Source organism: Paenibacillus sp. FSL H7-0940, from assembly GCF_037979415.1.
Classification (GTDB): domain Bacteria; phylum Bacillota; class Bacilli; order Paenibacillales; family Paenibacillaceae; genus Paenibacillus; species Paenibacillus amylolyticus.
On the sequence record NZ_CP150280.1, the window covers coordinates 989,475 to 1,002,993 of the forward strand.

Annotated in this window: 10 protein-coding genes; 7 read left to right on the forward strand and 3 right to left on the reverse strand. The window is 47.6% G+C overall.

The window, feature by feature from the left end; genetic code table 11:
* Positions 1-198 precede the first annotated feature (198 nt).
* Complete coding sequence (locus MHB71_RS04210) at positions 199-540, reverse strand: YolD-like family protein (protein WP_340028891.1); 342 nt, start codon at positions 538-540, stop codon at positions 199-201.
* Complete coding sequence (locus MHB71_RS04215) at positions 537-1,781, reverse strand: DNA polymerase IV (protein WP_340028892.1); 1,245 nt, start codon at positions 1,779-1,781, stop codon at positions 537-539. The genes MHB71_RS04210 and MHB71_RS04215 overlap by 4 nt, the downstream gene beginning before the upstream one ends.
* A gap of 857 nt (positions 1,782-2,638) precedes the next feature.
* On the opposite strand from MHB71_RS04215, the gene MHB71_RS04220 reads away from it, so the two are divergent.
* From MHB71_RS04220 to MHB71_RS04250, 7 genes are all read left to right on the forward strand, one after another.
* The gene (locus tag MHB71_RS04220) at positions 2,639-4,867 is read left to right on the forward strand and encodes a hypothetical protein (protein ID WP_340028893.1); all 2,229 of its coding nucleotides are present in this window, start codon (positions 2,639-2,641) and stop codon (positions 4,865-4,867) included.
* Between the two features lie 26 nt (positions 4,868-4,893).
* Entirely contained in the window at positions 4,894-6,102 is a 1,209-nt protein-coding gene (locus tag MHB71_RS04225; RefSeq protein ID WP_340028894.1) for a HEAT repeat domain-containing protein, read from the forward strand.
* Positions 6,103-6,124: 22 nt separating this feature from the next.
* Positions 6,125-7,525 (forward strand): glycosyltransferase, encoded by a 1,401-nt coding sequence (locus MHB71_RS04230; protein WP_174806433.1) that lies wholly within the window; start codon positions 6,125-6,127, stop codon positions 7,523-7,525.
* A gap of 276 nt (positions 7,526-7,801) precedes the next feature.
* Positions 7,802-8,605 (forward strand): response regulator, encoded by an 804-nt coding sequence (locus MHB71_RS04235; protein ID WP_076250918.1) that lies wholly within the window; start codon positions 7,802-7,804, stop codon positions 8,603-8,605.
* A 154-nt stretch (positions 8,606-8,759) separates the two neighbouring features.
* The gene (locus tag MHB71_RS04240; protein ID WP_076318928.1) at positions 8,760-10,127 is read left to right on the forward strand and encodes a nucleotide sugar dehydrogenase; all 1,368 of its coding nucleotides are present in this window, start codon (positions 8,760-8,762) and stop codon (positions 10,125-10,127) included.
* An 8-nt stretch (positions 10,128-10,135) separates the two neighbouring features.
* Positions 10,136-11,056, forward strand: coding sequence for a hypothetical protein (locus MHB71_RS04245; protein ID WP_340028895.1), 921 nt, complete (start codon positions 10,136-10,138; stop codon positions 11,054-11,056).
* A 333-nt stretch (positions 11,057-11,389) separates the two neighbouring features.
* Positions 11,390-11,731 carry a DUF3139 domain-containing protein gene (locus MHB71_RS04250; protein WP_340028896.1) on the forward strand — a complete coding sequence of 114 codons (342 nt, stop codon included), beginning with the start codon at positions 11,390-11,392 and terminating at the stop codon, positions 11,729-11,731.
* A gap of 657 nt (positions 11,732-12,388) precedes the next feature.
* On the opposite strand, the gene MHB71_RS04255 is transcribed toward MHB71_RS04250, so the two are convergent.
* The gene (locus MHB71_RS04255) at positions 12,389-13,261 is read right to left on the reverse strand and encodes an AraC family transcriptional regulator (RefSeq protein WP_340028897.1); all 873 of its coding nucleotides are present in this window, start codon (positions 13,259-13,261) and stop codon (positions 12,389-12,391) included.
* Positions 13,262-13,519 lie beyond the last annotated feature (258 nt).

The window sequence follows — 13,519 nt, forward strand, 5'->3', positions numbered from 1 at the left end:
GAAGCTTTACCCTTATATGTAGCCGATGAATCACGTATCTGATATTTTGCTTCTTTAGAACGAAGTGAATGGTCTGGATATGTCTCGTCGGCTACTTTTGGTATTCACCTGGAAGTGTAGGAAGACAGTCCTGCATGGTAACGGGTATGCTGCATCTATCATGGAATATCCACAACATCGGGGTGGGTATATCTCCCTTCAGTCATCGGCAAGGGCCACATCTGTAATGAGGTTCATCTGAATATCCCGGGACCCATCTTCTATCAGCAATCGGAGGGTACGGGCCGGACGGTCCATTCGAAGCACTTGCCCCGTGTAACGGATATCGTCATGTTCGTGAAACACGGTAATGGTGACCCTATCTCCAAGCATCATCGAGTTACTGAGCAAACGGGACATTTCTTCCGCGGCCTGGGCATCCAGGGATGGGCGGGTACGAGGAGAAAGTTGTTCCTGATGAAGAATGTAAGCTTCCCGGTGTTCGGGGAGCATCATACGTGAGGACTCGAAGATACCGTTTTGCTGCAATTTTTTACTCATTTATAATGACCTCCAATTTTATGAGAACGTTCATGGGCTTGCGCGGACGAGCAGAGGGAGGATGCCCGCATAATGGCGGTTTCTCCGTACCTGCGCTTGATATCATCCGTGGCACGTTCCAATTCTCTTTTACGTTCACGATCATCGAACCAGGACAGCTGTACTTCGGAATCAGGCACTAGTCCGGTCAGTGACACGCTGATGCGGCGGATGGGTAATCCGTCCCAATGGCGCAGGAACAGAGCTGCTGCCGCATCGTATACTTCATCCGTAATGTTGGTGGGTTCATTCACCTTCATCTGGCGGGAGAAACCGGTTGGTCGATCATAATCCTGTCCGCGACATCCAACCGAGACCACATGGCCCATGAGTGATTTGTCCCGGGAACGTCGACTGACGAGTTCCGCCAGTTCAAGCAGTACCACTTTGATATCTTCCCAGGAGTCATAGTCCCGGGGCAGCGTCATCTGATGTCCGATTCCCTGCTGCTGATGAGCATATGTCCCGGGTTTGACCGGGGAATCGTCAATACCGCGGGCGATACGCCACAGTACCTCGCCATTCACACCCCAACGTTCTCTCAGTCGGGCAAGTGGGGTCTGAGCCAGATCACCGATCGTATGCACGCCCATCTTGTAGAGATGCTGCGCCATGCGGGAACCAACCATGAACATGTCTCGCACAGGCTTTTTCCAGATGGTGGACGGCAGATCTTTGCGGGGCAGCGTGCAGATGCCTCCGGGGACTTTTTTGGCATACAGATCGCAGGCCATCTTGCTAACGACTTTGGTATCACTGATGCCGATCCGAATGTATACACCCGTCTCATCCATCACCCTCGATTGAATGCTGCGCGCAATCGTCTCGGGACTGCCAAACAGATCCAGGCTTCCGGTGACATCGAGGAACTGTTCATCAATACTATAGGGTTCCACCAGATCGGTGTAAGACTGAAGGATACGCGTAATATGAAGGGACACCCGAATGTACTCGGCCATCCGGGGGCGAACAACAACAACATCCGGACATTTGGCGAGGGCTTCGCCCAGTCGTTCTGCTGTCGTAATTCCATAGGACTTGGCGAGTGGACAGGCCGCAAGAATAATACCCGAACGGCGCGCCGGATCTCCCGCGACTACGAGGGGGCGGTCCTTGTATTCGGGATGTGCAGACTTCTCCACACTGGCATAGAATGACTGGCAGTCTGCCAGCATGATGACACGTCTGTCTTGGCGGGGCATAAGACTTCTCTCCTTATCCGTGATGCTAAGCTCATCTGTTAAGCATCAATGATCTTCATTTGAACATCGATAATTAACAGTTTATTTACAGTATGGAACAAGTGTTCTTGTTTTATAAGCATATCTGACAATTCGAAATGCGGCAACCGGAATTATTTTGCAAATTGGACACAATTATGGGTTAGCCATATTAGAGGCAGAAATTAGGAAATAAGATGTGCTTTTTTACATTTAATGTGAGAGATCTGTGACCTCTGGGTGATGACCGGGCGTTCATTTAGGTTTTTGTAAAAGGTTTATAAATGGGTACAGTCCTATAGAGGGGGACTGACGTCCTTTTTTGATTTTCTGCATTTTTCAGAAAACCTTGATGTGACGCGGAATATCGCTGATGCGTTATCGGACTATAGTATCAATTTTGTAATCTTTATGGTTAATACTGTAAAAAGGTCCGCAACTTTAAATAATGACTCGCGTTTAATGGGGTATGTGTTCAAACGGCAAACGTTGCCTGTACCCGCGTTGCACATAACAATATAGGTTCCAGAATTGCAAGATCAGCAGGGCACCAATACCATGCGATTCCAGCAGATATTAGTGTTCGGGAATCAGACGTATCTCAGAGGCTTCCCGGTGCTAGTTGATGGCTCTTTTTACGAATTATGGGCAGAATGTTCCATTTCATGTTTGCTTCCATCAGCCTAGATACAAATGCAGAGTCTTAGCGCTATAGTGAGAACTACACCGCTGACATCTCTACCAAGCGGACATCCGAAGCGGAATGATTCGTAAACTTCATGTTGGACCATTCGATGTTGAAGCAGGATGCATATTAGAGAGGTGAGCAATCTAAAGACATGAGCAGACAAAGACGAAGACGCTGGCTATTAACGGTGTTGACAGGAGCAGTGGTGGTGACCGGTGGGATATTTGCCGGATGGCACTATATGCAACCCAAGCTCGTTACGTACACAGCGGAGAACGGCACGGAGATGAAATTCAAGACCGATGGAGACCGGTTCATGGAATACGGGCCAGATGGAACGTGGAGGGAGATGTTCGTCAAAGGTGTCAACCTGGGCGCAACTTCACCGGGGCATTACCCGGGAGAATTCCCGCTGACCAAAGAGGATTACTTGCGGTGGTTCCAGCAGATCGAGGATCTGGGAGCCAATGTAATCCGGGTATACACGGTTCACGAACCGATTTTCTACTCCGCATTAGTCGAATATAACCGCGGCCGGGAGCAACCGTTATATTTTATACAGGGCATATGGTCACCTGAAGAAGAGCTGATTGAGAAACAGGATGCCTATGCATCCCATATTGAGCAGACGTTCAAGCAGGAGATTGAAAAGGCCGTATCTGCTGTCTATGGCGATGCGGACATTCCTGCCAAGCAGGGAGAGTCCAGCGGCAAATACAAAACGAATGCTGGAAAATACCTGATGGCCTGGCATGTGGGGACGGAATGGGACCCGGCGATGGTAGACAACACAAACGCAAAACATGCGGACGTACCGCAATACAAGGGAGTTCATTTCTCGGCGAGTCCAGAAGCATCACCGTTCGAGAACTGGCTCGCAGAGCTGCTGGATCATACGGCGGTCCTGGAGAAGAAGTATGGGTGGGAACATCCGATGACCTTCACCAACTGGGTAACGACCGATGTGCTGGATCATCCCGGCGAGCCGCTGTATGAAGAGGATCTCGTCAGTGTGGATGCCCGACATATTCAGCCGGAGGCGTGGCAGGGAGGTTATTTTGTAGCCTACCATGTGTACCCGTATTACCCGGATCTGTTCCATATTGATAAAACACTCCAAACCATCAAGGATGAGAACGGTGAGTACAACACGTACAAAAGTTATCTGCGCAAGCTGAAAGCCGAGTTTTCCCATATGCCTGTAATGATTACAGAGTATGGCGTACCCTCTTCTCTTGGTATTTCCCATCTGGGTATGGGAGGACGGAATCAGGGTGGACATAACGAAGTAGAGCAGGGAGATATCGACGCGTCACTGACGCAGGATATCTATGATGAAGGATACTCGGGAGCAATTGTGTTCATGTGGCAGGATGAATGGTTCAAAAAAACATGGAACACGATGCCACTGGAAATCCCGGCTGATCGCCGTGCATATTGGTTGAACGTGCTGACAAACGAGAAGATGTTTGGTCTGCTTGCCATGGACCCGGGTAAACAGGAACAGTTGACCATCGACGGATCACTGGATGACTGGGATGATCTGAAGGATGAAGAGGTCACGACCTGGCAGGGCCAAGTGGACGGCATTCAGGAAATGAAGATGACTCATGATGAAGCCTATCTGTATATTGGGCTGACCTTGGATCAACCGTTTGACCCGGCTAAGACAGTGCTGCGAATTGGGACCGATACACTTGCTGGAGGCAGTCAGCCTGACAAGTTACTCCCGGGCCGGACGCTCAGTGATGCTCTTGAGACGGTGATTACACTGGGGCAGGATGAAGAATCTCAGGTGGAGATCGCCAAGGATTATGACTTTAATCAGCGTCTGTACGGCAAAGAAGGATACGATATGCTGCCAGATCAGCAGTCAGATTCCGCAGATAATCCGTTCCACCCATGGAATCTGGCAGTTAGCCTGAGGATGACACCGCCGGATACCCGATCTGCTCAACCGTTCATGAATGAAAAGGTCGGAACATTGAAACGGGGAACGACAGCTCCCGGTCAGTCAGATACGGATTCATTAACGGCATGGCAGTATAACGGCAATCAAGTGGAGATGCGAATTCCCTGGATGCTGCTTGGGTTCGGTGATCCGAGTTCGCTGCAAGCGATCGACTATGGACCGCTCAAGAATGGACGTGAGTTCTCTACAGTTACTGTGGAAGGTGTTGCCCTCATTCCGTGGTTAACGGACCGCGCCACGAAGAAAGTATCTTGGCCTGGGGGTGAACAGACGACCCTGGATCTGAAGACATTGCCGGTATATAGCTGGCAGCCTTGGGAACAGGTGCAGTATAGTGAACGCCTGAAGCTAAGCTACGAAAAAATGAAGAAGAGCTATGAAAAAATTCCTAGTTTTCAGATCGAATAAATGAGTATAAAGGAGGACCTTTTCACATGTTTCCAAGTTTGGCTTTGGCCTATCTGTTTTTGTACATCTGTATCGCACTTGTTGTTGTAGGCGTCATCGTATTGTTTGCCATGAAAATGTCCCACAATGGCAAACGACGCAAGACGGCATTTTATGAATTGAAGCAGCGTGACTATTTCACCTATCTGCAAACAGCCTTGACCGAGAATAGTCCGCTCAGATTGCCACCAGGCAAACTGGCTCCGCTGGAACGCAGAGTCATTCAGGACAGACTGATTGAATGGATCGACCAGTTCAAGGGTGAGTATCGCGACAAATTAATCACACTGTGCCGTGAAGCAGGATTCGTAGAGCATGATCTGAAGGAACTGGGCCGTCTGCGTTATGGTCGCCAGATTGATGCGGCTTATCGCTTGGGTGGCATGCGTTGTCCCGAAGCCGTTCCGGGTTTGATGGAATTACTGAAGGATGAGAAACCGGGCCCGATGGCCATTATGATTGGTCGATCCATCTCCAGATGTACGACTCGGCAAGGTGAACTGAAAGACATGCTCGCTTTGCTGTTAACCAAAGGTAAGTCCATTCACCATCTGGCAGCAGATATTCTGCTCGAAACGAGTCTGGATACGAGCAGAATTCTAATTGAATTGCTGGAAGACCGGAATCCTGATTTTGTCAAAGTCGGACTGGTTGCCATGTGGGGACAGGCTGTACCTGAAGTGATGCCTGCACTCGACAGACTGGTAGGCGCAGAACATCAGGATGTACGTGCCGAGGCGGTGAAGCTGTATCTTAGCGCAAGTCCGGCACTCCGGGATGAGACAATCCTGAAGCTGATCCAGGACCCCGATCCGGAAGTTCGCGCCGAAGTGGTACAAGCGCTTGGTTACAAGCATGCATCTGGTAGCATTCCATTGTTGCGCAAAGCGCTTCGGGATGAAGACTGGAGAGTTCGATATAACAGTGCGGAGAGTCTGAGCAAGCTCGGTGAACCGGGATTCGAAGCGCTGTGTCAGGCTGCGGTGCAAGGTACAGTTGCTGAGCGCGAGATTGCGATGCAGCAGATTGAGAGTACCATGCAGCACACGAGAACCGATGACAGAGCTGTAGAGCAGATGATTGCACATAACAAAAAAAGACTGCTGTACGATCGCTATTTTGGCCCTGTACGAGAGAACAGAACCAGCAAGAAGCGCACAGGTGTCGCTACGGTAGGAGGGGATTACACTGCTTAGGGATCTACTATTAATCTACGGCATGGTCGCAATCTACTATGTTGTTTTTGTAAATACGCTCTATTTTTCCATTCTGGCCTTATCGTTCCGTAACATCTGGACGATCTTCCGGCGGTCGCATTATTCCAAATACAATACATTGTCAGGCTCGGAACTGGTACCTTCCGTTTCTCTGCTGGTACCGGCATACAACGAGGAACTGACGATTATTGAAAATGTGAACTGCCTGATGACGCTGAATTATCCAACGTATGAAGTCATTGTTGTGAATGATGGCTCCAGTGATGCGACACTGAATATCCTGTTGGAAGAATATCGTCTGAAGCCAGTACCCAATACGAAGATTCGGGGCAAGATCGCCTGTCAGAAAATTCGTGGGATCTACCATAATCCAGAGTTCCCGGATCTGTATGTCATTGACAAAGAAAACGGCGGTAAGGCCGATTCCCTCAATGCCGGGATCAACCTGTCCCATTATCCGTTGATCTCTTCCATCGATGCTGATTCGTTGCTGGAGAAAGATGCCCTCATCCGCATGGCACGGATGTATATGGAGAATCCGGAAGAGACGGTAGCCATCGGTGGAGATGTAAGGATCGCCAATGGCTGCAAAATTGAAAACGGGGCAGTGCAAGATGTATCGCTGCCACGCAAGATCTGGCCCATGTTCCAGTCGATTGAATATCTCAAAGCCTTCCTGGGCGGACGGATTGGCTGGAGTCACATGAACGGTCTGATCATTGTCTCCGGTGCCTTCGGTATGTTCCGTAAGGACGCTGTTATCGCCGTAGGTGGATACCGGGATGGTTATCCTGGAGAAGACATGAACATCATCATCAAACTTCACCGTTACATGCTGGAAAACAAATTGAAGTACCGCATTGCCTTCTGTCCTGAGGCCGTATGTTGGACGCAGGCACCGGATTCCTACCGGATCTTGTCCAGTCAGCGTAAGCGCTGGGGCCGCGGGAATCTGAAGAACATGATCGAGAATCGTGGCATGTTGTTCAATCCGAAATATAAGGTTATGGGTATGGTGACCATGCCATATAACGTCCTTTTTGAAGCGCTCAACCCGTATTTCCGGATTACCGGACTTCTGGCTCTCGCTGGATATGTCCTTTTGGATATGACGCAATGGCCGATTCTGGTTCTGTTCGGACTGCTGAACTTTGTGAGTGGTTATCTGCTGAGTGTAGGCGCACTTGTCCTGGAGGAGATTGCTTTCAAACGTTACAACAAACTCTCCGATCTGGTCAAAATGCTCGTCTACTCCGCGCTGAAATTCGTGGGTTACCACCAGCTCGGCGTACTGTGGAGATTGCAGGGACATGTGCAGTTCATGCAAAACAACAACTCATGGGGTACTATGACACGTCAAAGCTGGTCCGAGGATGAGAAGAAAACAAGCGAAGCCGCTTAAGTAAAGAATAATCAAAGCAATTATATGTCCAACTAGACATTTACACGATAACGGAGAGGGCAGAAAAAGCCTGAAGAAGCGAAGCGTGCACCTAAAAGCTTTCTGAAAGAAAGCTGCATCGAAAGCATACGCTTATCCCCGGATTTCCCCTTGTATAAAGGAATCAAAAAATCTGGGGATAACAGTGATCGAAAGGCTGTTCTGTCATCGGAGTGTCAGTGTAAATAATATTTTTTGGACTTATATAGATAATCGAGGAGAAGGGTGGAAAAGAACATGCCAAATACGGCGACATTGCAGCGTGAGGCTGCCGTTAATGTGTACCGAAGTGTAGAACAGGGATTGAAGGAAACGGGTGCCGAAACATGCGGCTTAATGTTCATCCATTGTGCAGGAAACTCTCAACCTGAGCAGCAGGTCAGGACACATCTGGAGCAAACGAGTGAGTCTGCCTTCCAGGTGTGGAAGGATGGGGCTACCCAAACGATTGCCGTCCTGCTGCCAGGTTTGTCACTGGATGAAGTTCATTATGAAGGACTTCGGATCAAACATGAGTTGCAAGAGACTGTACCCGGTGCCGATCCACAGATTACACTGGCCAGTTTCCCGGAAGGGGAGCGCCCTTCGAAGGCAACTATTCAGCATATGGCTGAGTCCTCGAAGCTCGTAGATTCGTCGGAAATTCATATCTACACGCTGGACAATACGGCGGACGAGCCGGAACGAATTTTGATTGTGGACAACGATCCGACGGTACGCGAATTCCTGCAATTGCGGTTGAAGATGCAGGGATACGAAACCTATGAAGCCGTTGATGGACTGGCTGCACTGGAGTTGATCGAGAAAGTCACACCAGATCTGGTGCTCACCGAACTGAATTTGTATGGCATCGATGGTCTGCCGTTCATCCATCATATTCAGAATCTGGAGATGGAGCAGCCACCCAAAATTGTCGTGTTGACCGAACAGCGTGTCGAGCAGACGATTAGTCAATGTTTCCGCAGCGGAGTCGATGATTACATGACTAAACCGTTCTCGCCTGTAGAACTGGATGCCCGAATCAGACGCTGCCTGCATTAGAAGACGGCTTGAATAAGCTGATTGTGTGAAGTGCCAAGTAAGAGCTTTTTTTACACTATGAATCAGATAGATTAGAGCAACATTTAGAGCACAGACACTCATCTATTTATATGGATTTTAAGCACCACCAAATACACTGCCCGGAGGGAATATCATGGAGAATCAACAATTCCACACATTACTGAATGCGATTGAAAATAAAGAAGCTGTACTCGGCGTCGTCGGGCTCGGTTACGTAGGACTTCCACTTGCCGTGGAGATGGTCAATCAAGGTTTCACGGTAATCGGAATTGATCTGGATGCGTCCAAAGTAGAGAGTATCTATCAAGGAGATTCCTATATTCACGATATTTCCTCTGATGAGTTGAAAAAAGTAATGCAAAGCGGTCGTTTCCAGCCAACGACAGATTACAGCATGCTGCGTGTGATCGACGCCCTCAGTATCTGCGTACCAACACCGCTTAGTGAGAATCAGGACCCGGATACGTCTTACATCGAGACGGTTGTAGATCAGATCAAACTGCACATGAAACCAGGCATGCTGATTACGCTGGAGAGCACCACTTATCCAGGTACAACCGAAGAACTGATCCAGCAGCAGCTGGACAAGATCGGACAAGAAGCAGGTAAAGACTATTTCCTCTGCTTCTCGCCTGAGCGTGTGGACCCGTCGAACGGACGTTTCACAACATTTAATACGCCGAAAGTAATCGGGGGCACAACTGAAGCTTGCTTGAAGCTCGGAACAGCGCTATATAGCAAGTATGTAGAAACCGTAGTACCGGTATCTTCGCCAAAAGTGGCTGAGATGTCCAAACTGCTGGAGAACACATTCCGCAGTGTGAACATTGCCTTTGTGAATGAGATGGCGATGATGTGTGACCGTATGGGCATCGATATCTGGGAAGTTATTGACGCAGCGGCGACGAAACCATTTGGTTTCATGCCATTCTATCCAGGGCCAGGCATCGGTGGACACTGCATCCCGCTTGATCCGATGTACCTGTCATGGAAGGCCAAAGGCTTCCGTTTCTATAGCAAATTCATTGAGCTGGCGCAATCCACCAATGACAACATGCCATATTATGTATTGAACAAAACGTCAACGATTCTGAACGAATACGCTAAATCCGTACGTAAATCAAATATTCTGCTCCTTGGCATGTCTTACAAGCCGAATATTGCCGACCTGCGTGAATCACCAGGACTGGAAGTATATGAACTGTTCAAGGAAAGTGGAGCTAACGTTAGCTACTACGATCCACATGCGGATTCCTTCCAGGATAAACATGGCGAGACCGTACACAGCGAAGCGTTCAATCTGGAGCAGTTCAAGAAGTACGATTGCATCGTGCTGATCACCAACCACAGCGATTTGCCTTACTTTGATATTGCCGAGATGGGTGTACCGATTCTGGATACACGTAATGCGTTCCGTTCATACACACATCCGCATATCTACAAGATTGGTCACTCGGTACAGCATCCTGTGCTTGAGCCAAGTGAAGCGTTGCTCGTCTGAGGAAATATATGAGGCAACGGGGCAAGCTGGTGGGTATGGCGAAATGGGCTATTCTGGCTGTGGTGTTGTGCCTGCTGCTTCTGTCCTGGATGTTCAAATGGTTCTCGGCAGAGGAACACAAAGCGACCTGGCTGTGGGACGCGTCCATTATTGCAGAGCAGACACCTGAGATTATTGCTTTCTCCAAAGAACAGGGCGTGGATACCATCTTCCTGCAAATCCAGGATGAGGTGCCTGACGCAACATACCGCAAATTCATTGCGGCTGCCCGACGGGCTGAGATTGAAGTGCATGGACTTAACGGTCATGCAGACTGGGCCTATGAGGAGAAGCGGGATGAAGGACTTGCTTTTATCGAGCGAGTAAGAGCATACAATGCAGCTTCGGCCAAGAATGAACGCTTCGAAGGCATTCAACTGGATGTGGAGCCGTATCAGTTGAAGCGCTGGGAGAACGAGGAGAGCAGCGTCATTGCAGAGTGGCAGAACAACATGAAGGCCTGGACAAAAGCCGGCGAGGATGCCGGACTGTACATGAGCGCTGCCATTCCGTTCTGGCTTGATGCCCGTCAGTCGGCTGAAGGAGGTACATTCAGTCGCTGGGTGATCTCCCACTTTGATGCGGTGGCCATTATGGCTTACCGGGATAGTGGGCAGCAGATGTATGATCTGTCCAAGGAAGAACTGGACGAAGCGGATGATCTCGGCAAGAAAGTCTGGATCGGAGCGGAACTCGCGGATACACACGAGGGGGATCACCTGACCTTTTTCCGTAAACCGGTTAGCAATATGAATGAAGAGATGGCAAAGGTGTTTGATCTGGGTTCCTCTCATTCTTCTTTTGCAGGTGTGGCTGTGCATCATTATGAAGCATGGTATGCCAAGGAGAACGGTATTCCGCTTGCGCGCAAGAATGAGGAGAAGGAATAGTTGTAAGCAATAATTTTATAAGCAAGGCATATAGCTGCAACATACAAGAGGAGTTTCAACGTTATTTATCTATCCCTTCTGAGCAAAAGGAATTCGTTCCTTGCGTCTGTAGCTCAGGAGGTTTTTTTTACATAAGACAATTAGTTGGGGGATAAATATTACCATATCATAATAGCCTGCACTTACTCAACGTTCACAGCTCATACCTCCAAATAAACCCTTGATTTAGGTGGTAAAACAGAGATTAATTTTCTTATATTCACAGTTAAGCTCCCTTTGGGGCTTAACTGTGAATTATTTCTAGTTTCAACTCTCATAATAGGAGGACTTTATATGACTAAAAGAATTAAAATCAGTTTGCTATCTATTCTAGCGTTAGTTGTAGTTATATCAGGATGGGGATATGTAAGTTTATTTGGTAATCCAATCACAAAAAATGATGCTGAAGAGAAAGTGAGAGCCTATTTAATTCAACAAAAAGGCTATTCACCTGAGGAGCTTAAAGATATATCCGGCACGTATTCCTTCAAAAGCTCAGAAGCTCCTTATGGTGCTGCCGTAACATTCGCTGACGAGCCTAATGATAAGTATCAATACATCATTTTCAAAGACGGGAATATTGAACAGTTCAGCTCTTCAAGTGACAATCCAAAGCATCTAGAGCCTATGAACTAGATAAAATATTTGAAATATAGCAAAATTCACTTTTTTTCTTACCCTTTGAAAGTCACAAAGAAGGGATAAATAGCGAATTATACAAATATAGTACAGATTAAAGTAGCGATTATTTTTTTTATAATGTAATTTATTGTGCTGGCATGTGTGTTCTTAAGTGAATTCAGATTTTAAAAGGGATACCGCTTTATTAGGGGGAGATCCCTTAAATGTTTCTGTAATTAAGGGAGAACCTCAGGAATTTTCTTACTTTAGCTCAGTAAATCGATCTAAATACGTTCAGTAAAATTTTTCCTTTAGATTACTAAGTACCAATTTGTGTTTCGTTATTGTCTCAACTATTTATACAGGGTAGTTCTGAACGAAAAACGAATCTCCTATAGTTGAGACGCACAGGAACTTATTTTATACATATGAATGAAATGTGAATCTACCATCTGTAACTCCTAAACTTGAATTTTGTTTCATTTATGTAAGGTTATATTCATTTTTCTTATATACACATATTGTTTAGTGTTGCTAACATATATGTAGGAGCGTTAATTACAATTATATAGTTCAAAAAATAAGGCAAGTCCACGGTCAAATGATCGAAGGAACTTGCCTTTGATTTTTTCTAGCCATATCAATAAACAGATTCCACTTTTCTTTATGGACTTACTCTTTACTGCTCTCCGCTGTGCGATAGCGATTGGGCGGCAAACCGACTTGCTTTTTGAACGCTTTGGAGAAGGAGAACAAGTCCGGGTAACCTACGGAATGAGCAACTTCGGTTAAACTTAGTGGAGTCTGCACGAGTAGACGTTTCGCCTGATTCATTTTCAATTGCTGGATATATTGCACAGGGGACAGACCATAGGCTTTGCGGAACTGTTTGGCAAAATGGGTTCGATCCACACCCGCATGAGCGGACACACCTTCCACGGAGATGCCGCCTGCAAAATGAATGTCCATGTATTCCTTGCCTTTCTGGAGCCAAGGTGTGGCTGAATCCGGTTGCAATCCTTTGGTTGCGGGGGAGCGGGCAATCCGGTCGAATAGAGTTAGAAACCGGGTGAGTCGTCCCAGATCACTCGCTCCGTCCTGCGGTTTGCGAACATCCTCCATGAACGAGCGCATGGAACTTGCAGTCTCCGGGGTCAGTACACCTGAACGGTACGGTGAGTCGGGTGTAAGTCCAATTCGAGACAGTAGCTCGGCTGCATGTGCGCCGTCAAAGGCAATAAATATTTTCTGCAACGTATCCTCGGGGTCCGTCCAGTACTCATGGGTAACATGTGGAAACAGACAGAACGCATCCCTGGCACGAAGGGCGTGACGCTGTCCGTTCTGTATGAATGTACCTTCCCCCTCCAGCACAAATAGCAAATAATAATAAGGTGTAGTGCGCGGGCCAATATGATAGTTGGTCTTGGCTATATTTCGTCCGATGCGAATCGGCCAGGCGCCACCAGCTTTCTCGAATTCAGATGGAGTGAAGAAAATAAGTTCCAAAAACTCATGGTGGTCCTCCTTCATGTTCTCGGTCATCAGGAACACCTCTTTATTGTATAAGTATCGTTTGTACATTCCAAAAGTTTCGCTTACAGATGTAGTTCAAAAAGTCCACTTTTGATTACGAATCATGCCTAGTGGCATCATCAACATCGAAGCTGAAATTCAGCCGAAATAAGCGGGAGGCTTACGAAGTATGTTTCCTTTGGAAACATTGTGGTTGCTCACGTAGTTTTCCTACGCTCCACTACTCCATTTCTAGCTTCATTCCATCTTCTCGGTACTGAAAACCAG

Coding starts and splice junctions, on each gene's coding strand:
- MHB71_RS04210 (WP_340028891.1), bottom strand. CDS start 540: ATGAGTAAAAAATTGCAGCAAAACGGTATCTTCGAGTCCTCACGTATG.
- MHB71_RS04215 (WP_340028892.1), bottom strand. CDS start 1,781: ATGCCCCGCCAAGACAGACGTGTCATCATGCTGGCAGACTGCCAGTCA.
- MHB71_RS04220 (WP_340028893.1), top strand. CDS start 2,639: ATGAGCAGACAAAGACGAAGACGCTGGCTATTAACGGTGTTGACAGGA.
- MHB71_RS04225 (WP_340028894.1), top strand. CDS start 4,894: ATGTTTCCAAGTTTGGCTTTGGCCTATCTGTTTTTGTACATCTGTATC.
- MHB71_RS04230 (WP_174806433.1), top strand. CDS start 6,125: ATGGTCGCAATCTACTATGTTGTTTTTGTAAATACGCTCTATTTTTCC.
- MHB71_RS04235 (WP_076250918.1), top strand. CDS start 7,802: ATGCCAAATACGGCGACATTGCAGCGTGAGGCTGCCGTTAATGTGTAC.
- MHB71_RS04240 (WP_076318928.1), top strand. CDS start 8,760: ATGGAGAATCAACAATTCCACACATTACTGAATGCGATTGAAAATAAA.
- MHB71_RS04245 (WP_340028895.1), top strand. CDS start 10,136: ATGAGGCAACGGGGCAAGCTGGTGGGTATGGCGAAATGGGCTATTCTG.
- MHB71_RS04250 (WP_340028896.1), top strand. CDS start 11,390: ATGACTAAAAGAATTAAAATCAGTTTGCTATCTATTCTAGCGTTAGTT.
- MHB71_RS04255 (WP_340028897.1), bottom strand. CDS start 13,261: ATGACCGAGAACATGAAGGAGGACCACCATGAGTTTTTGGAACTTATT.